Genomic DNA, 19,328 nt, shown 5'->3' with positions numbered 1-19,328 from the left:
ATCGGGGGGTGGCGCGGTTTCGCTTCGGCGAAGCCGCGCCACAGCGCGTCATCCGGACTTCCCCGGACTTGACACCATCGGGCCGAACCGTCGCCGGGTGGCAAGTCCCGCCGCTTTGGTGTGGAGACCCCGCAGGTCTGGCCAAGGTGTACAGCAGATTGCCGAACAGCTGCCTTTCTGTCATCTCAAACCGGCCGTGAGCCCCGCCCGCGCGGCGGTAGCCTGGCAGGCGTGACGAAAGAACCGTCAGCCGACAGCGTCGTCGGCTGTCCTGTGGGCGCATCCTCCGATTTCGGTGACGAGACGGTCACCAGCCATCACTTCGGCGAGGAGGGGGCGAAGCTGACCTACGGCTCGTACCTCCGGCTGGAGCAGCTGCTGTCCGCCCAAGTCCTGGAGTCGGATCCGCCGGCACACGACGAACTCCTGTTCATCACCATCCACCAGGTGTACGAGCTGTGGTTCAAACAGCTCCTGCACGAAGTCGACGCCGCCACCGAGGCGATGTTGGCGGGGCGGCTGTGGTGGGCCAAACATCTCCTCAAGCGCGTCGCCACCATCGAGGACGTGCTGATCCGCCAGATCGCGGTCCTGGAGACCATGACCCCGCAGGACTTCCTGGTCTTCCGCGAGCTGCTGTCCCCGGCCTCCGGCTTCCAGTCCGCGCAGTTCCGCGAGCTGGAGTTCGCCTCCGGCGCGAAGGACCCGACCTACCTCAAGCGCTTCCGCGGCCTGACCGAGGCCGAGCAGAAGCGGCTGGCCGCCCGGCTGGAGGCGCCGAGCCTGTGGGACGGCTTCGTGCACGCCGTCGCCGCCACGGGACTGCCCGCCTCCTCGGAGGACGAACTGCGCGACTCGCTGGTCAAGGTGGCCCACAACCGTGACGGTCACGGCGAGCTGTGGGAGCTGTCCGAGGCGCTGCTGGACCACGACGAGGCCGCCGCGCTGTGGCGGGCCCGGCACGTGACCATGGTCGAGCGCCAGATCGGCACCAAGTCCGGCACCGGCGGCTCGACCGGCGCCCCCTACCTGCGCTCCCGTCTGGGGCTGCACTACTTCCCACTCCTGTGGGAGCTCAGAAGTTTCCTCTAGACGGTGATGGTGACTTTTCGGCGTGTCTGTCGTCTCTCTGTGTATGACCTCCAGCGCGCCGGTTCGGCCCGACAACTTCACACGCAGTACCGCGAGTCCCCTCGGAAACCACTTAGTCACGCAACGGCGCGCGACAGAATAGAGTTCACACGGCCATGCAGAGCACGTATACGGGTGCGAAACTGGGCAAGCTCGATCAGGCGAAGGCCGACCTGCTGAGCCAGGCGGCCAAACCCGCCACCGACGCCGGGGGCGGCGCGTCCGCGGCGGTCCTGATGCCGGCTCGCGGCGACGGCGCCATGGAGGCGTACCTCGACGAGTACTACCGCCACGCGGCCCCCGAGGATGTGATCGGCACCGCGGCCAAGGACATCCGCTCGGCGGCGCTGTCGCACGCCGCGCTGGCCGCCTCCCGGCCGCAGGGCACGGCGAAGGTGCGGGCGCACACCCCGACCGTGGAGACCACCGGCTGGTCCAGCGGGCACACCGTGGTCGAGATCATCACCGACGACATGCCGTTCCTGGTGGACTCGGTCACCTCCGAGCTCTCCCGGCAGGACCGCGGGATCCACGTGATCATCCACCCGGTCATGCACGTCCGCCGCGACCTGGCCGGCGACCTGCTGGAGATCCTGGCCCCGGACCAGGACAAGTCCGGTCCGGACGTGACCGTGGAGTCCTGGATCCACATCGAGATCGACCGGCTGTCCCCGCGCGAGGACGCCGACGGCACGCGGTACTCCGAGATCGAGGCCGACCTGCAGCGGGTGCTGCGCGACGTGCGCGAGGCGGTCGAGGACTGGCCGAAGATGCGGGCCACCGCGCTGTCCCTGGCCGAGGACCTGCACCCGGCCTCGGACCAGCACAAGCCGCCGGTGCGCACCGAGGAGCTGTCCGACGCCTCGGACCTGCTGCGCTGGCTGGCCGAGGACCACTTCGCGTTCCTGGGCTACCGCGAGTACGACCTGACGACCGACGACGGCGGCGAGGAGACTCTGCGCGCCGTCCCCGGTACGGGTCTGGGCATCCTGCGCGCCGACCAGCCGATGTCGCAGAGCTTCTCCAAGCTCGGCCCGGACGCCCGGGCCAAGGCCCGCGAGGCCCGGCTGCTGGTGCTGACCAAGGCCAACACCCGGTCCACCGTGCACCGTCCGGCCTACCTGGACTACGTCGGCGTGAAGAAGTTCGACGCCGACGGCAACGTGGTCGGCGAGCGCCGCTTCCTCGGCCTGTTCGCCGCCCCCGCCTACACCGAGTCGGTTCTGCGCATCCCGGTCGTGCAGCGCAAGGTGCGCGCCGTGATCGCCGAGTCCGGGTTCGACCAGAACTCCTTCTCGGGCAAGGAACTGCTCCAGATCCTGGAGACCTACCCGCGCGACGAGCTGTTCCAGATCCCGACCCAGGAGCTGGCCGAGATCTCGATCGCGGTCTCGCAGCTGCAGGAGCGCCGCCGGCTGCGGCTGTTCCTGCGCAAGGAGGCCTACGGCCGGTTCTACTCGGCGCTGGTGTACCTGCCGCGAGACCGCTACGACACCTCTACTCGCCTGCACATGCAGGAAATCCTGATGCGCGAGCTGAACGGCGCGGTCATCGACTACACGGTGCGCAACACCGAGTCGGTGCTGACCCGGCTGCACTTCGTGGTGCGCGTCGCCCCCGGCACCACGCTGGTCGACGCGGACGCCGACGCCATCGAGGCCAAGCTGGCCGCCGCCACCCGCACCTGGGACGACGACTTCTCCGACGCCCTGCTCGGCGACTTCGGCGAGGCGCAGGCGCGGGAGCTGCGCGAGGCCTACGGCGCGGCGCTGCCGGAGTCGTACAAGGCCGAGGAGCGGCCCGAGATGGCCGTCGCCGACGTCAAGGTCCTGGAAGGGCTCAAGGCCTCCGGCGAGGGCAGCGCGGTGCGGCTGTACGAGGAGGTCGACTCGGCTCCGGGCGACCGCCGCTTCCGCATCTACCGCGTCGGGTCCTCGGTCTCGCTGGCCGAGGTGTTGCCGGTGTTCCAGCGCATGGGCGTCGAGGTGGTCGACGAGTTCCCGTACGACCTGGAGATCGACACCCCGAACCAGCCGGACTCGCGCATCTACGACTTCGGGCTGCGCTGCGACCCGGGCTCGATCGCCGAGTACGGCATGGACGAGGCCGCGCGCACGCGCTTCCAGGAGGCGTTCACCGCGATCTGGACCGGCCGGGCCGAGAACGACCGCTTCAACACCCTGGTCCCGCTGGCCGGTCTGACCTGGCGGCAGGTGGTGATCCTGCGCGCGTACGTGAAGTACCTGCGCCAGGGCGGCATGACCTCCAGCCAGGAGCTGGTGGAGAACGTGGTCGCGAACAACCGCCGGGTGGCCCGCCTGCTGGTGAAGCTGTTCGAGGCGAAGTTCTCCCCGGCGTACTCGCACGAGACGCCGGAGCTGTGGGAGAGCATCGTCGAGGAGATCGAGGGCGCGCTGGACAACGTGCAGTCCCTGGACGAGGACCGCATCCTGCGTTCGCTGCTCAAGGTCATCCAGGCCACGCTGCGCACGAACTACTTCCAGACCGGGGCCGACGGCGAGCCCAAGCCGTACGTGTCCTTCAAGCTCGACCCGCACGCGGTCCCGGACCTGCCGGCCCCGCTGCCCAAGTTCGAGATCTGGGTCTACTCCCCGCAGGTCGAGGGCGTGCACCTGCGCTTCGGCAAGGTGGCGCGCGGCGGCCTGCGCTGGTCCGACCGCCGCGAGGACTTCCGCACCGAGATCCTGGGCCTGGTCAAGGCGCAGATGGTGAAGAACTCGGTGATCGTGCCGGTCGGCTCCAAGGGCGGGTTCTACGCCAAGAACCTTCCGGACCCGTCGGCGGACCGCGACGCCTGGCTGGCCGAGGGCGTGTCCAGCTACAAGACCTTCATCAGCGGTCTGCTGGACATCACCGACAACCTGGTCTCCGGCGAGGTGGTGCCGCCGGCCGGCGTGGTGCGCCACGACGGCGACGACACCTACCTGGTGGTGGCCGCGGACAAGGGCACCGCGACGTTCTCCGACATCGCCAACGGCCTGGCCATCGACTACGGGTTCTGGCTCGGTGACGCCTTCGCCTCCGGCGGCTCGGTCGGCTACGACCACAAGGGCATGGGCATCACCGCGCGCGGTGCGTGGGAGTCGGTGAAGCGCCACTTCCGCGAGCTCGGCGTGGACTCCCAGAGCGAGGAGTTCACCGCGGTCGGCGTCGGCGACATGTCCGGCGACGTGTTCGGCAACGGCATGCTGCTGTCCGAGCACATCCGGCTGGTCGCGGCCTTCGACCACCGGCACATCTTCCTGGACCCGGAGCCGGACGCGGCGGCCTCGTTCGCCGAGCGGCAGCGGATGTTCAACCTGCCGCGCTCGTCCTGGGCCGACTACGACACCGGCAAGATCAGCGCCGGCGGCGGCGTGTACCCGCGCAGCGCGAAGTCGATCCCGGTGTCGGCACAGGTGCGCCAGGCGCTGGGGCTGGAGTCCTCGGTGCTGCGGATGGCGCCGAACGACCTGCTGAACGCGATCCTGAAGGCGCCGGTCGACCTGTTCTGGAACGGCGGCATCGGGACCTACGTCAAGGCCTCCTCGCAGAGCCACGCCGAGGTCGGCGACAAGGCCAACGACACGATCCGGATCAACGGCTCCGAGCTGCGCGCCCGGGTCGTCGGCGAGGGCGGCAACCTGGGCTTCACCCAGCTGGGCCGCATCGAGTACGCGGTGTCCGGCGGGCCCGGCAACTCCGGCGGCAAGATCAACACCGACGCCATCGACAACTCCGCGGGCGTGGACACCTCCGACCACGAGGTGAACATCAAGATCCTGCTGGACCAGGCGGTCCACGCCGGCGACCTGACGGTCAAGCAGCGCAACAAGGTCCTGGCCGAGCAGACCGACGAGGTCGCGCGCCTGGTCCTGCGGGACAACATCGACCAGAACATCGCCCTGGCCAACGCCCAGTGGCAGGCCCCGGAGCTGATCGAGGCGCACGGCCGGCTGATGCGCCGGCTGGCCAAGGACGGCCTGCTGGACCGGGACCTGGAGTTCCTGCCCAACGACAAGCAGCTGGCCGAGCGCCGCACCGCCGGCCGCGGCCTGACCCAGCCGGAACTGTCGGTGCTGCTGGCGTACGTGAAGATCGTGCTGGCCGACGAGCTGTTCGCCTCCGGGCTCCCGGACGACCCGTACTACGTCACGCGGCTGGCGAACTACTTCCCGACCCCGCTGCGCGAGACCTACCGCGGCCTGATGGACTCACACCCGCTGCGTCGCGAGATCATCACCACCCAGGTGGTGAACGACCTGGTGAACGCGGCCGGCATCAGCTTCGCCTTCCGCATGCGCGAGGAGTCGGGGGCCGCGGCCGACCAGATCGCCCGCGCCTACAGCGCCGCCAACGAGGTCTTCGACATGGGCGGCTACCTGACTGCCGTCGAGGACCTGGACAACAAGGTCTCGGCCGCGGTGCAGACCGCGATGCGCATGGAGGTGCGCCGCCTCACGCAGCGTGCCTCCCGCTGGTTCCTGCAGAACCGCCGGCACCCGCTGGACATCCCGGCGCAGATCGAGCAGCTCCGCGAAGGCGTCCGCGACATCGCAGCGCACCTGCCGAAGCTGCTCAAGGGCCCGCACCTGACCCGCTACCAGGAGCACCGCGAGGACCTGATCATCGCCGGCGTCCCCGGCGAGCTGGCCTCGGCGGTGGCCGGCATGTCGTCCATCTTCGGCGCCCTGGACATCGTCGAGACGGCCCGCGCCACCGGCAAGCCGGTCCTGGACGTCGCCGACGTCTACTTCGACCTGGCCGACCGCATGGGCATCGCGACCATCCAGCAGAAGATCGTCGACCTCCCCCGCCGCGACCGCTGGCAGACCATGGCCCGAGCCGCCCTCCGCGACGAGCTCTACGCCTCCCACGCCGGCCTGACCGCCGCCCTCCTGGCCTCCGGTGCTGAGGACGACACCCCGGAGCAGCGCTACGAGGCCTGGCTCGACAAGGACCGCGCCGCAGTGGAGCGCTCGCGCACCGTGCTCGAGGAGATCATGGCGACGGAGACGTACGACCTGGCGACACTGTCGGTCGCGATGCGGACGATCAGCGCCATACTGCGGGCGACGTCGATGTAGCTGCGGGCTTTTGCGGCTGACGGCCGGGATGCGCGGGAGCGTGTCCCGGCCGTTTTTGTGTGGTGCGGGGAGCTAGTTGGCGGCGGGCGATCTGGCGAACTAGGCCTGTCAGGCCGGTGCTGTGCCGCTTGCGCTGCGAGTCAGGCCGGTGCTGCGGCGCTGGCGGGCGAGCTGCCGGACTGGGGTGCTGGTGCTTGTCGTGTTGTGAGGCTGGCGTGCTGCGGTGCTGGCGGCGGGCGACTGTTTCACTCCGTGCGCACCGTCGCAGTCTCCTTCTGCCGCAAGATCATCTCGAACCCGGCAGCCCGGATCCGCCCCCGCAGGTCCTCGACCGTCGTCCCCATCGCCTTCGCCGCCGCCGACAGTCGCCAGCCGTTCGCCGCCAGCATCTCCAGCAGGTACCCGCGCCGGACCTGTGCCTCGGAGAGCCGGTAGGTCTTCAGGTACGCGATCGCGCCGGCCCGGTCGGTGATCGCCTCCCCGATGTGGTTCTCCTCGCCCGGCTTGAAGTGCGGCCGGAACCGCACCAGCTCGAAGTCGCCCATCGTGTAGCCGCGCTGCGCGGTGTAGTCGCGGTCCAGCAGCGCGTTCGCCATCACGCGGTCGTGGAACTCGGCCCACTGCGCGCTCTGCTCCTCGGCGGCGGCCCGCAGCTCGGCGAGGGTGTCCACGTCCTCTGTGATGCTCGCCCGGAACTCCTGCACCGGCGGCATCATGAGCGCGTACTGGTAGATCAGCTCGCCGTAGTGGTCCAGCATCAGCGTCGGGTGCAGCTCGCGGTAGTCGTCCGGATGCGGCACCGCGAACGCCGCCGCCAGCGCGTCGGCCGCGTACAGCAGCACGCCGCACTGCCCCTCGTGGATCTCGAACACCTTCAGCGCGTCCTGCAGGTCCGCCACCGCCTCGCCGCGGTACGAGGCCTCCATCCGCGGCGACAGCCCGTGCCGCAGCACCCGGTCCGACCACTCGCGCCAGGCGATGTCCGGCCCGCCGAAGTGCAGCGTGAGGTAGCCCTCGATCGTGAAGTGCAGCGGCAGGAAGCGGGCCCGCCGCTTGCCCAGCTTCTGCGTCATGCGCCGGTGGATCTGCATCGGCATACCGAGCACGCTGCCGCGCTTGTCCTTGCTCTCGTCCAGGATCTGCGTCCCGAATGCCGCGGACTGACCGCGGTCGCCGCCGTCCCGGTCCCAGTCGGCGACGAACCCGTGCGGGACGTACGAGTAGTACGACAGCTTCGAGCCCAGCTGCACCTCGCTCCAGCGCGGCTCCTCCGAGTACGCGATCCGGTGCAGCCGCAGGCCCTCGACCGGCCGGTCCCGCAGCAGCGGTACCAGCCGGATCGCACCCCAGGTCTGTGCGGGCCCGGTCCGCAGCCCGTCGAGATCAATCCGCACCGAGGAACCTCCCTACCCGGCCGTCGAGATACGCCAGCAGCTCCGGCAGCCCGACCCGGCCCTGCGCGAACTGTGCCAGCTCGACCAGCAGCACCAGGTCCTCGGCGTCGCGGATGCCGACCGAGGGCACCAGCGGACTCAGCGCCCGCACATCCAGCCCGGCAGCGTTGAACACCGGGTTGACGTGCACGATGTCCACACGCCGCGCCGGATCCAGCCGCGTCCGCCACACCCGCAGCACCTCCCCGGCCAGTCCCGGCGGGCTGTTGTCCCAGCCGTCGGAGACCACGGCGACCCGCTCCGGCGAGGTCTCCAACGCGTCCAGCAGCCGCGTCCCCAGCGGCGTCGCACCGCTCGGGTACGACAGCAGCGGATCGTCGCGCCCGGACATCCACAGCGGCGTGTACTGCCCCGGCGCGGCCAGCGCCTCCAGCAGGAAATGCGTCGCCAGCGCCACGGCCAGCGGCCGCCGGCGCTTCACCGGCGACCCGAACGAGGAGAAGCTGTCGTCGAGCACCGCGGTGACGCGGCCCCAGGTCCCGCACAGGTCCCCGGCCTCCACCCGTGCGAAGCGGCGCATGCCCTCGGTGAGCTCGGCACGCCGCGCGGCCCGCTCGTCCAACGGCAGCGCGAGGATGCGGACGGCGAGCCGGGTAAGCCACGGGATCTGCTGCGGTCCGCAGTACTTGGCGTAGTTGTTGAGTATCGCGAGCGGATCCACCGGGTCGGCCGGATCCTTGTCAGCCCGCAGCTTCTCCAGAGGCGTCATCTGCGTGCCGATGCGCTCTACGAAGATCTCACGCTTGATGCCGTGCTTAGCCGCGAAGCCCTCGGCGACCGTATAGGGGAGTTTGTAGAGGACGTTGCGGTCGTAGTGCGCCTGCCGCCACGTCTCCAGGATCGGCGTCGTGTACGGTTTGCGCTGAAGCGGCCCGAACAGGAAGTCACGGACTTCCCCGTCGCCGAAGTCGACGTGCGCGTGCTTCAGTCCGGCCTTGAACCCACTGCGGTACTTGACCGCGTGATACGCCGGATTGTCGAGAGCTGTCATCCAGTCGCGGATGATCGCGCGAGTCCGCCGGTTGTTGACGCCGTCACGCTGGAGCGCCTTGAAGAGACGGAACACGCGCGGCGGAGACAGCCGCAGAAGAGTCGCCGCTATAAGGCGCCCCTCTATAGCCTTCTGCTCTGCAGAGACATCCCGGGCGTTCCCCAGGAGACCACGGACCGCGAGCATCGCATTGTGGTCGTTGATACCGAGCGCGAGCGTCGCGGCGTACAGCTCGCGGTAGTTGACGCGCATGTACTCGTGCAGGAACGACAGGGATATCGACTGCTGCTCCGCGTTCTCCGAGAACTCCCGCTGCCCGGTCGAGGCGGTCGCCGCGTTGACGAAGAGCAGCACGTCCTCCGCCGCCACCACATCGCGCCCATACGCCTTGGTGCCGGTCGGGGAAGGAAGGCGCGAACTGCGAATCGTTGCTCCAAAGGCAGGTTCCGGAAGTCGCGTCACAAGTCCCGCGACCGGCCCGCCTCACGATACGCGAACGGGAGTGCGGAGCACGTCGGTATTTTCTCCGCGCCCGGTTCTGCGCCTTGTTCGGATCAGCCCTCGACGGCGGCTGCCTCAGCCCTCGATGACGACTGACGACCGGCGACCGGCGACCGGCGACCAGCGACCGCTTCAGCTCTCAGCCGACTCCGCCAACCCGGTCGACGCGCCCCACGCCTCCGCGCCGAGCCGCGCGTCCAGCAGCCGCCGCAGCGAGTTCAGCCGCGCCGGATCGGCGTGCCCCTCGGCGACCCACGCGTCCAGCGCGCACTCCGGCGCCAGCGAGTCGTGCTGGCAGCCGCGCGGGCAGTTCTCCGTGCCCTCGGCCAGGTCCGGGAAGTGGTCGATCAGACGGTTGACGTCCACGTGCGCCAGCCCGAAGGAGCGCACGCCGGGCGTGTCGATCACCCAGCCGCCGGCCTTGCCGGGCAGCTCCAGCGCCAGCGCCGAGGACGAGGTGTGCCGGCCGCGCCCGGTCACCGCGTTCACCCGGCCGGTGGCCCGGAACGCGGTCGGCACCAGCTTGTTGAAGATCGTCGACTTCCCCACGCCCGAGGACCCGACCAGCACTGAGGTCCGCCCTGCCAGCCGCGCCGCGAGGTCCTTGGCCCCCGAGGCGTTCGCCGACACCACTATCGGGATGTCCAGCGGCCGGTACATCTCCAGGACCGCGTCCTCTTCCCACGCTATGACCAGGTCCGCCTTGGTCAGGCAGAGCAGCGGCTTCATGCCGGCGTCGTAGGCGGCGACCAGGCAGCGGTCGATCATCCGGGGCTGCGGCTCCGGGTCGGTGAAGGACGCCACGATCACCAGCTGGTCGGCGTTGGCCACCAGCACGCGCTCCACCGGGTCGGTGTCGTCGGCGGTCCGGCGCAGTACCGTCCGGCGCTCCTCGACGCGCACGATGCGGGCCAGCGCGTCCGGCGAGCCGGACAGGTCCCCGACCAGGCCCACCCGGTCCCCGACCACTATCCGCTGCCGGCCCAGCTCGCGCGCCGTCATCGCGGTCACGGTCCGGCTCTTCTTCTTGTCCGGCACCAGGCAGGTGTAGCGGCCGCGGTCGACGGTGACCACCATGCCGGTCGCCGCGTCCTCGTGCGCCGGGCGGCTCTTGGTCCTCGGCCGGCTGCCCTTCGGGTTCGCCCGAACCCGCACATCCGTCTCGTCGTAGCTGTCGAGCTTCCGGCCGGCGCCGGCCATCAGCTGTGGGCTCCGGTCGGGGCCGGGGTTTCGTGGGCGCCGTCGGGGTCGCGGTCGCCGTCGGCGCCCAGCATGGCGGCCCACATCGCGGGGAAGTCCGGCAGCGTCTTGCCGGTGGTGGCGATGTCCTCGACCTCGACGCCGGGCACCGCCAACCCGAGCACCGCGCCCGAGGTGGCCATCCGGTGGTCGTCGTAGGTGGCGAACACGCCGGCGTGCAGCTTCGCGGGACGGATCAGCAGGCCGTCCGGCTCCTCCACGACGTCGCCGCCGAGGCCGTTGATCTCCCGGGCCAGCGCGGCCAGCCGGTCGGTCTCGTGCCCGCGCAGGTGGCCGATGCCGGTGAAGCGCGACGGCGAGTCGGCCAGCGCCGCGATCGCGGCCAGGGTCGGCGTCAGCTCGCCGACGTCGCGCAGGTCGGCCTCCAGGCCGTGCACGCCGGCCCCGCCGGAGACGGTCAGCCCCGCTGTCGTGAGTTCCACACGGGCACCCATCTCCCGCAACAGGTGCCGCAAAGCGTCCCCGGCCTGGGTGGTCGCGGCCGGCCAGTCGGCGACGGTCACGGTCCCGCCGGTCACCAGGGCCGCGGCCAGGAACGGAGCGGAGTTGGACAGGTCCGGCTCGATGCTCCACTCGCGGCCGCGCAGGACCGAAGGGGTGACGACCCAGCGCCCCGGCTCGGAGGCGTCCACGGTGCCGCCGGCGGCGCGGACGAACTCCACCGACATGTCGATGTGCGGCTGCGACGGGATCGGGCCGCCGACGTGGCGCACCTCGACCCCGTGCTCGTACCGGGAGCCGGCCAGCAGCAGCGCCGAGATGAACTGCGAGGAGGCGGTCGCGTCCAGCTCCACCAGCCCGCCGGGCACCGTGCCGGTGCCCTCCACCAGGAAGGGGAAGGTGCCACGGTCGCCGTCGTCGATCCGTACGCCGAGGTCGCGCAGCGACTGCAGCAGCGTGCCCATCGGTCGGGAGCGCGCGTAGAGGTCGCCGTCGAAGTAGATCGGGCCGTCGGCCAGCGCCGCGACCGGCGGCAGGAAGCGCATGACGGTGCCGGCCAGGCCGACGTCCACCCGGGCCACGTCGCCGACGTCCCCGCCGTGCAGCTGCTTCGGCGGGGTGATCCGCCACACCGGGGCGGCGAGCTTCTCGCCGGCGTCGACCTCGACGCCGAGCACGCGCAGCCCGGCGACCATCAGCACCGAGTCCCGGGCCCGCAGCCCGCCGGTGATCGTCGAGGGCGAGTCGGCCAGCGCGGCCAGCACCAGCGCCCGGTTGGTCGCCGACTTCGACCCGGGGACCCGGACGTTCGCCGTCACGGGACGGCTGGCGGACGGCGCGGACCACAGGGTCTTCTCGGCGGAGGTCATGGGTCAAGGCTAGTCGGTGCGCCCGATCACCGCTGGCGGTGACGGATGCCGGCCACGCCGCGCGGGGCGGGCGTTTTCGCGGCCGGTTCCGGGCCGGGGGAGGAGGTTCCTGTGGGCATCCCGTGATTAGCTCGGTACATGTGTGGACGCTACGTGCTGAAGACCGATCCCTCGCAGCTGGCCGACCAGCTCGGCATCGGGCAGCCGGAGATGTTCGAGCAGGTCGTCGAGACCTTCGAGCCGAACTACAACGTGGCCCCGACCGATCCGGTCGTGGCCGCGATCGAGCGGCGCCCGCGGGACGCCGAGCCCGGTGCCGAAGCCGTGCGCAAGCTCAAGCAGGTCCGCTGGGGCCTGGTGCCGTCCTGGGCCAAGGACCGCAAGATCGGCCAGAAGATGTTCAACGCGCGCATCGAGACCATCACCGAGAAGGCGTCCTTCAAGCGCGCCTTCATGAAGCGCCGCTGCATCATCCCGGCCGACGGTTACTACGAGTGGTACAAGCCGGCCGGTGAGAAGCCGGTCAAGCAGCCGTTCTTCATCCACGACGCGTCCGGCGACGCCCTGGCCTTCGCCGGGCTGTACGAGCTCTGGCGCGATCCGGAGATCGAGGACAAGGAGGACCCGGCGGCCTGGCTCTGGTCGGCGACGATCCTCACCACCGCCTCGGTCGGCGGGCTGCACCGCATCCACGACCGGATGCCGGTCATCGTCCCGCGGGCGCACTTCGACGCGTGGCTGGACCCGGACTACGGCTCCGGCGAGGGCGACACCGACGCCCTGCTCGGTCTGCTGGACGCCGGCCGCGATCCGCATCTGGACACCTATCCGGTTTCCCCGGCGGTGAACTCGGTGCGGAACAACGGCCCTGAGCTGGTCGTACCACTGGAGGCCGAGTAGCGGAGGCCGGGCGGTGCGGCCCCTGAAACGTTGAGACAGGGTTCTGTCTCGGTGTGACAGGGGGTTGGCATGCTCTAGGATCAGCGGGTCTTCATCAGTACCCACTTCAACAGCCTCACTCTCCGGGGGGACCGTGAGTACGCCCACCATGTCCCGTGGCGCGCGTGCGACGGCGGCCAAGCGCGACGAACGCCGCGCCCTGGCCGACGCGCACCTGCACCTCGACGATGTCGAGAAATGGTTCATCAAACGCGGCCTGCCGCACTTCATAGAGAACTACAAGGCCACCGACGACGTCTTCACCCGCGCGCTGCCGCTGTTCGTCGTCCTGGTCGTCCTCCAGATGGGACTGGAGCTCAGCAGTAAAACGGTGACCTGGAAGGACCGGCTGATCGGCGGGGCCATCGGCCTCGGAGTGGTCCTGGTCATCATCCTGGTCGCCAACCTCGTCCGGCAGCCCCGGCGCTGGTACCGCTGGCCCCGCCGGATCGGGCCGCTGGAGATCACGCTGCTGGTGCTGCTCGGGCCGGTGGACGGGAAGCTGTCCGGGGCCGGCTGGGGCGCGGTGGTCGCGGACTTCGCCGGCGGCATCGGGGTGCTGGGCCTGGCGTACCTGCTGGTCGCGTACGCGATCCTGCCGGTGCTCAAGTGGGCGCTGCGGCACTCGTTCGAGGAAATCGGGAACCTGGGCAACCTGGCGAGCAAGGCGCTGCCGATGCTCGCGCTGTTCGGGACCTTCCTGTTCCTGAACGTGGACATGTGGCACATCGCCTCGTCCTTCGACAATCGCAGCCAGCTCTGGTACACGACGTTGTTCTTCGCCGCGATCACGTTCCTGTTCCTGATGGTGCGGCTGCCCGGCGAGGTCAAGGACCTGCAGGGCGACTACCACCTGGAGGCCGTGGTCGCCGCGTCCGCCGACACGCCGCTGCACGAGCACGTCGGCGAGCTCGACGACGAGCTGCCGCAGCTGCGGACCGACCGGCGGCAGCGGGTCAACATGCTGTTCGTGCTGGCCTTCACGCAGGTGATCCAGATCCTGCTGTTGTCGGTGGTCGTGTTCGTCTACTTCGTGACCCTGGGCAAGCTCGCGGTGACGAACGGGCAGGTCGCGGACTGGCTCAAGACGCCGGAGTGCAAGGTCGACCTTCACGGCGATCACACCGTGGAAAACATCCAGGCGATGTGCCACTTCACCGAAGAGCAGGCGAAAACCTGGAAGGGCATCATCGATCCAGGCAGGCTCTTCGGCTTTCCCGCGCGGCTTCCTGGATCCAACCTCTACTTCTCCGAGCCGCTGCTGCGGACCGCGATCCTGCTGACCACCTTCTCCGCGTTCTTCTTCGCCGTCTCCGCGGTCACCGACGAGGCCTACCGCAAGGACTTCTTCGAGAGCATCACGGGTCGGCTCGCCAAGTGCCTGACGGTCCGCTGCGGCTATGTGAACCTCTACGAGAAGGCCAGCCGCCGCGCGCTGGGTGAGTCGGGCATCGACCCGAAGGCGCTCGACGAGGACCACCGGCGCACGGTCCAGGTCCCGTCGCTGGTCGCCGATCCGAACTTGCGGACCCAGCAGCTCAGCTCGTTCCAGCCGGGCAGCGGCTATCTGGCGCTGACCGATCCCGAACCCGACCTGCCGGTACGGCGCCGGTCGCAGAAGGCCGACGGATTGTTCACCCCCGACCAAGACCGCGAGCACCACCGCGACCAGGACCACGACTGAGACCACGACCACGACTGAGACCACAGCGAAGGCCCGGCCCCGAATCGCTTACGGGGCCGGGCCTTTCGCTGTCTCTCATCGAGCGCCGGCTCAAGGTTTCGCCCACCCGTCTCCCACCACCACCCGTTATGGAGACGCTGCGCGTCGCTGACTGATTTGAATCAGGCTACTGTCAGGAACCGGTCGAGCACTTTGCTGCCGAACTCCAGGGCGTCCAGCGGCACCCGCTCGTCCACGCCGTGGAACATCGCCGCGAAGTCCAGGCTCGGGTCCAGCTTCAGCGGCACGAACCCGTAGCCGCGGATCACGCCCCGGCCCATGTCCATCACGCCGAACGTCTTGTTGTCGGTGCCGGCCGACAGGCAGTAGGGCACGATCCGCGCCGCCGGGTCCTCGGCCTGCAGCGAGGCCATCATCTTCTCCACCAGCGGCACCTCGAACGGCGCCTCCAGCGCGATGTCGTAGTGCGAGAACTCGCGGGTGACGTCCGGGCCGAGCAGCTTGTCGAGCTCCGCGAAGTACTCCTGCTCCAGCCCCGGCAGGAAGCGGCCGTCGATCTCGGCGAAGGCCCGCTCGGGGATCACGTTCACCTTGTACCCGGCCTCCAGCTTGGTCGGGTTCGCGGTGTGCTGGAGCGTGGCGCCGATGAACCGGGCCAGCGGGCCGATCTTGGCCACCGCGGCCCGCGCCGAGGCCGGGTCCTTCGGGTCGAAGTCGACGCCGAGCGCCTCGGTGACCTCGGTGAGGAAGGTGGTGACGGTCGGGGTCAGGGTCACCGGCCAGTCGTGGCGGCCGATCCGGGCCACGGCCTCGGCCAGCGCGGTGACCGCGTTGTCGTCGTTGATCATCGAGCCGTGCCCGGCCTGCCCGCGGGCCTGCAGGCGCATCCACGCCAGGCCCTTCTGCGCGGTCTCGATGAGGTAGAAGCGCAGCTCCGGCGAGACCTCGTAGGAGTAGCCGCCGACCTCGCTGACCGCCTCGGAGACGCCGTCGAACAGGTCGGGGTGCTCCTTGGCCAGGAACTTCGCGCCGTGGTTGCCGCCGGCCTCCTCGTCGGCCAGGAAGGCCAGCACGACGTCGCGGCGCGGCTTGCGGCCCTCGCGGAGCATGCGGCGCGTGACCGCGAGCATCATCGCGTCCATGTCCTTCATGTCGACCGCCCCGCGGCCCCAGACCATGCCGTCGCGCACCTCGGCGGCGAACGGGTCGAAGGTCCAGTCGGCGGGGTCGGCGGGCACCACGTCCAGGTGCCCGTGCAGCAGCAGTGCGTCCGCGCTCGGATCGGAGCCCTCGATCCGGGCCACCACGCTGGCCCGGCCCGGCTCGGACTCGAAGATCCGGGGTTCCAGGCCGGCCTCGGCGAGCTTCTCGGCCACGTATTCGGCCGCCGGGCGCTCGGGCTTGACCGGGTTCGACGTGTCGATCCGGATGAGGTCGCGCAGGAAGCCGACGACCTCGCCGTAGGGGACTTCTTCGGGGTCCGCGGTGCTCGTCATGCTCCAACCCTACGCTGCCGGATCTTTGCTGTGACCCGGACTTGAGGGGGGCCGGCCTCAGCGCACGGGCTCGCCGAGGAAGGCTTCTTCCCAGGTTGTCGAGGCCAGTTCGCAGAAGCGCACGGTCCGCTTCCGGGAGCGCCACAGGACCATCGGATCGGGCAGGTCCGGCAGCGCGGCGGTGTCCTTGTCGGGCAGCGCCAACAGGTGCCGCGCCATCGCCGCCTCCTCGCGGGGCATCCGTTGCAGGCCCACCAGATCGGCGTCGCGCAGATAGCCGGCGGTGCGCGGATCGAAGTAGGGGAGCAGGGTGACGACCGCCGTCCACGGCCCGCGCGGCACCGTCGCGTAGGGCGGCCGGGCGCCGCAGTCGCGCAGGACGAGGAGCGGGTTGGCCATGCTCGGCGCGGGCCATCCGGGATTGCCGACCGGGCGTCCGACCGGTTGCACCGCCAGGCGCGCCGCGTCGAGCCCGGAGTGCAGGAGGACCGGGTCCCACTCGTCCTGGCGCGCGGTTTCGACGATCACCCGGGCGCCGACCGCCGCACAGCGGAGAGCCAGTATCTGGGCCAGGTGCAGGCTGCCGACGACCGCGGCGCTCAGGGTCGTGCGGCGGAAGAGGCCGAGGGTCACGGGGCGGTGTGCCGGGTCGACGCCAATCAGCACTCCGCCGGGAGTTGCTGTGGCTTTTTCGGCGCCTTGGCCGGTGTCCTCATTCACCTTTTCGTGTGTCTCGGCCAGGTCGCTGCGGAAGCCGGGCTGGTAGTCGTCGTCCGCGAGCGCGATGGTGCGGTAGCTGGCGAGGGCCAGCTTCGCCGACGCGGCGCGGGCTGCCTTGTCGAGCGTCCGCTGTGCCCCGGTGATGCCTCCGCCGCGGGCCAGGATCGGTCCGGCGGCGCGTGCGGCCAGCGCGTGGCGGTGGCTGCCGGGCAGCTCCAGGCGGAACGCCAGCCAGGTCAGGCGTGCGGCCGGGATCGGCTCGATGCCGAGGCGGCGGGCGACGTCCTGGTTGAGGTTCTGGTACGACGCGCCGGCCTGCGAGCGCTCGGGGAGCCCGGCACCGGTCGGCTGGATGTGCTGGAGCAGGCGGACGTCGGCCAGTCCGAGCAGCGGGTCGTTGCGCAGGTTGGTCAGGATGTGCGACGGGATCGGGGCCGACGGATCGGCCGAAGGCAGGACGGCGTCCAGCGGCTCGATTTCCAGAACCGCGCTGACGTGGTCGGGGATGGGGGTCTTGGAACCCCGGTCCCGCCCCTTGTCCGGGTCTTGATCTTCCTGCTCTGCGACGCCCGCGCGGCCCAGTCTCAACGCCACCGCGGTGGTGTCGGCGGCCGTGGTGACCGGCTGCTTACGGCGGGTCCGCAGGCGCCAGGCGGCGGTCAGGCCGCCCGCCGCGGCGACTTCGGCCGCCAGCACCAGACCCATGCCTGCGAAGGTCCGCATGAGGACGTATCGTACGGGGAATGGCGACGCGAAAGGAGCAGCTGACCGCCGCCGAGTTCTCGCGGCGCCGGGTCATCGGGGCGCTGTTGCGGCCGGGCGCGGGCGGGGTCGGCGAGGGCGTGCCGCGGCCGTTCCGGACGTTGTTCGTCGCGGCGATCGTGGTCGTGGTCGCGCTGGGGACGGCCGGCGTCGTGGGGTATCTGCATCCGCGGGCGAAGGTCGCGTGGCAGAAGGACCTGATCGCCGACGGGACCGGCGCGCAGTACGTGATGCTCAACGGTCGGCTGCACCCGGTGCTGAACTCCACGTCGGCGCAGCTGATGCTGGGCCCTCAGCCGAAGGTCTCGCAGCCGAAGCCGTCGCAGCTGGCGCCCTACTTGCAGCACGTCGGACCGGCGGTCGGGCTGGCGAAGGTGCCGAGTTCCGTACCGGCCGTCGCGAATCTGGACCTCAAGGACTGGACGGCCTGCGTGACGCCTGCCGGCAAGACGGCGGTCGAGATCGGCTTCCCGGTCGGCGGTCCGACCGCCCCGGGCGTGTTGTCGGACCCTGACGCGCTGCTGGTCCAGGACGAGTCCGGCGAGCAGTGGGTGATCGAGGACGGTCTGAAGTACCGGGTCGGCGACCGGGCGTCGGTCGCGGCGGCCTTCGGCACCTCCTCGGTGAAGCCGCGGCGGGTCCCGTCCGCCTGGCTGGGCGGCCTGTCGGCGGGCGACGTCCTGGGCGTCCCGACCATCTCCGGCCGCTACGGCGGTCCCGACCCGCGCCCCGCACCCTCGAACTTCAACCGGATCGGCATGTTCGGCCGGACCCTTGGCCCTGGCGGCGCGGTGTCGGCCTACTACCTCGTGACCGGCGACGGCATCGCGGCGGTGACGCCCACGATGTACGAGCTCTACCGGCGCGACCCGCGGCTGGCGGAGTTCAAGTTCACCGAGACGACGCTGACGGCGGACAAGGTGACGCCGGACATGATGGTGACGACGGCGGCCTCGCAGACGCTGTCCTGGCCGGCGGTCCCGCCGCACTTCTCGACGGCCTCGCAGAGCGCCGTCGGCGCCGCCGCGGTCCTGTGCGCGACCTTCTCCGGGGTCTTCGACCAGCAGGGGCGTGCGCACCTGGCGGTCGCGGTGCGGCCGATGCTGCCGCAGTCCCTCGGGAAGGGTGGCGAGATGGTGGTGGTGCGGTCCGGGCACGGGACGATCGTGCGCGAGTCCGGCAGCGACCCCGCGACGGCTCCCGACTACCTGGTGACCGACACCGGCCTGCGGTACGAGCTGGTCGGCGCGGCGGCGCAGCGGCTGGGGTACGACGGGATCGCCTCGTGCGAGGTGCCGCCGGAGTGGCTGCGGCTGGTGCCGCTGGGGCCGCCGCTGGACCCGGCCAAGGCCGGCCAGCCCGCCGAACCGGCACCCTGACTTTCCCTTCCCGCCCTTTCCCGCTTCTTTTCAACGCTTCCCCGAACGGGTTGTCGATCCCTGCGACACCGAGTACCTTGTGACACATGGAACCTGGCGGTGCAGCGAAGGCGGTGAGCCAGATGCGGCGGGGCGTCCTCGAGTTCTGCGTCATGGCCCTCCTCCGCGACGGCGAGCGCTACGGCGTGGAACTCCTGCGCGAACTCGGCGAAGTCGACGCCCTGGTCACCAGCGAAGGCACGATCTACCCCCTGCTGTCCCGCCTCCGCAAAGACCACCTGGTCGAAACCGCCTGGCAGGAATCGCCCACCGGCCCACCCCGCCGCTACTACCGCCTGACCCCCGACGGCGTGAAGGCCCTGGACGAGTTCACCGCCGAGTGGAGCCGCTTCCGCGACGGCGTCGAGTACTTCCTTTCCCAAGACGGGAGCGTGGGGGAATGAGCACGGCCACAGACGAACTGATCAACGCCTACCTGACCGACCTGGAACGCGAGGCAACGCGCCTCCCCTGGCACGCCCGCACCGAGCTCCTGGAGGACGTGCGCAGCCACATCGAGGTGGCCCTCGCCGAACTGCGGGAGGAGGCGCGCGGGGGCGGGGCACGTTATGGGG

The 19,328-nt window shown here is 70.4% G+C and carries 12 protein-coding genes; 6 read left to right on the top strand and 6 right to left on the bottom strand.

What is annotated here, in order from left to right; translation table 11 throughout:
• Positions 1 to 231 precede the first annotated feature (231 nt).
• Together GWK61_RS39745 and GWK61_RS39740 are read left to right on the top strand one after the other, a co-directional pair.
• The gene (locus GWK61_RS39745) at positions 232 to 1,092 is read left to right on the top strand and encodes a tryptophan 2,3-dioxygenase (RefSeq protein ID WP_323747964.1); all 861 of its coding nucleotides are present in this window, start codon (positions 232 to 234) and stop codon (positions 1,090 to 1,092) included.
• A gap of 155 nt (positions 1,093 to 1,247) precedes the next feature.
• Positions 1,248 to 6,218, top strand: a complete 4,971-nt coding sequence (locus tag GWK61_RS39740; protein ID WP_194916885.1) for an NAD-glutamate dehydrogenase — start codon at positions 1,248 to 1,250, stop codon at positions 6,216 to 6,218.
• 245 nt (positions 6,219 to 6,463) lie between these two features.
• Here the strand turns inward: GWK61_RS39740 and GWK61_RS39735 are convergent, their stop codons facing one another.
• From GWK61_RS39735 to aroA, 4 genes are all read right to left on the bottom strand, one after another.
• Positions 6,464 to 7,612: an ARPP-2 domain-containing protein gene (locus GWK61_RS39735; RefSeq protein ID WP_194916884.1), complete on the bottom strand. Its 1,149-nt coding sequence runs from the start codon at positions 7,610 to 7,612 to the stop codon at positions 6,464 to 6,466.
• Positions 7,602 to 9,035, bottom strand: a complete 1,434-nt coding sequence (locus GWK61_RS39730) for a hypothetical protein (protein ID WP_194916883.1) — start codon at positions 9,033 to 9,035, stop codon at positions 7,602 to 7,604. The genes GWK61_RS39735 and GWK61_RS39730 overlap by 11 nt, the downstream gene beginning before the upstream one ends.
• 261 nt (positions 9,036 to 9,296) lie before the next feature.
• The gene (gene rsgA / locus GWK61_RS39725; RefSeq protein WP_194916882.1) at positions 9,297 to 10,364 is read right to left on the bottom strand and encodes a ribosome small subunit-dependent GTPase A; all 1,068 of its coding nucleotides are present in this window, start codon (positions 10,362 to 10,364) and stop codon (positions 9,297 to 9,299) included.
• On the bottom strand, positions 10,364 to 11,734 hold the full coding sequence (gene aroA / locus GWK61_RS39720) for a 3-phosphoshikimate 1-carboxyvinyltransferase (RefSeq protein WP_194916881.1): 1,371 nt from the start codon (positions 11,732 to 11,734) through the stop codon (positions 10,364 to 10,366). The genes rsgA and aroA overlap by 1 nt, the downstream gene beginning before the upstream one ends.
• A gap of 138 nt (positions 11,735 to 11,872) precedes the next feature.
• Here aroA and GWK61_RS39715 point away from each other — a divergent pair, with 138 nt between their 5' ends.
• A complete protein-coding gene (locus GWK61_RS39715; protein ID WP_194916880.1) occupies positions 11,873 to 12,634 on the top strand; it encodes an SOS response-associated peptidase in 762 nt (253 codons plus the stop codon).
• Between the two features lie 133 nt (positions 12,635 to 12,767).
• Positions 12,768 to 14,357, top strand: a complete 1,590-nt coding sequence (locus GWK61_RS39710) for a hypothetical protein (protein ID WP_194916879.1) — start codon at positions 12,768 to 12,770, stop codon at positions 14,355 to 14,357.
• A gap of 161 nt (positions 14,358 to 14,518) precedes the next feature.
• On the opposite strand, the gene GWK61_RS39705 is transcribed toward GWK61_RS39710, so the two are convergent.
• Both GWK61_RS39705 and GWK61_RS39700 read right to left on the bottom strand, forming a co-directional pair.
• Positions 14,519 to 15,853 carry a M20/M25/M40 family metallo-hydrolase gene (locus GWK61_RS39705; RefSeq protein ID WP_194916878.1) on the bottom strand — a complete coding sequence of 445 codons (1,335 nt, stop codon included), beginning with the start codon at positions 15,851 to 15,853 and terminating at the stop codon, positions 14,519 to 14,521.
• A 57-nt stretch (positions 15,854 to 15,910) separates the two neighbouring features.
• On the bottom strand, positions 15,911 to 17,296 hold the full coding sequence (locus GWK61_RS39700; protein ID WP_194916877.1) for a hypothetical protein: 1,386 nt from the start codon (positions 17,294 to 17,296) through the stop codon (positions 15,911 to 15,913).
• Between the two features lie 20 nt (positions 17,297 to 17,316).
• Between GWK61_RS39700 and eccB the strand changes: the two genes are divergently transcribed.
• Positions 17,317 to 18,714 carry a type VII secretion protein EccB gene (gene eccB, locus GWK61_RS39695; RefSeq protein WP_194916876.1) on the top strand — a complete coding sequence of 466 codons (1,398 nt, stop codon included), beginning with the start codon at positions 17,317 to 17,319 and terminating at the stop codon, positions 18,712 to 18,714.
• A gap of 86 nt (positions 18,715 to 18,800) precedes the next feature.
• Entirely contained in the window at positions 18,801 to 19,157 is a 357-nt protein-coding gene (locus GWK61_RS39690; protein WP_194916875.1) for a PadR family transcriptional regulator, read from the top strand.
• The last annotated feature ends 171 nt before the right edge of the window (positions 19,158 to 19,328 follow it).

Origin of the sequence: Catenulispora rubra, assembly GCF_015356825.1 — a bacterium.
GTDB classification, from domain to species: domain Bacteria; phylum Actinomycetota; class Actinomycetes; order Streptomycetales; family Catenulisporaceae; genus Catenulispora; species Catenulispora rubra.
Note: the sequence above shows the minus strand (reverse complement) of the source record. Positions and strands in the feature narration are given on the sequence as shown.

Bases quoted from the DNA above. Each gene is read 5' to 3' on its own strand.
- GWK61_RS39740 (WP_194916885.1), top strand. From the start codon at position 1,248: ATGCAGAGCACGTATACGGGTGCGAAACTGGGCAAGCTCGATCAGGCG.
- GWK61_RS39705 (WP_194916878.1), bottom strand. From the start codon at position 15,853: ATGACGAGCACCGCGGACCCCGAAGAAGTCCCCTACGGCGAGGTCGTC.
- GWK61_RS39700 (WP_194916877.1), bottom strand. From the start codon at position 17,296: ATGCGGACCTTCGCAGGCATGGGTCTGGTGCTGGCGGCCGAAGTCGCC.
- GWK61_RS39715 (WP_194916880.1), top strand. From the start codon at position 11,873: ATGTGTGGACGCTACGTGCTGAAGACCGATCCCTCGCAGCTGGCCGAC.
- aroA (WP_194916881.1), bottom strand. From the start codon at position 11,734: ATGACCTCCGCCGAGAAGACCCTGTGGTCCGCGCCGTCCGCCAGCCGT.
- eccB (WP_194916876.1), top strand. From the start codon at position 17,317: ATGGCGACGCGAAAGGAGCAGCTGACCGCCGCCGAGTTCTCGCGGCGC.
- rsgA (WP_194916882.1), bottom strand. From the start codon at position 10,364: ATGGCCGGCGCCGGCCGGAAGCTCGACAGCTACGACGAGACGGATGTG.
- GWK61_RS39690 (WP_194916875.1), top strand. From the start codon at position 18,801: ATGGAACCTGGCGGTGCAGCGAAGGCGGTGAGCCAGATGCGGCGGGGC.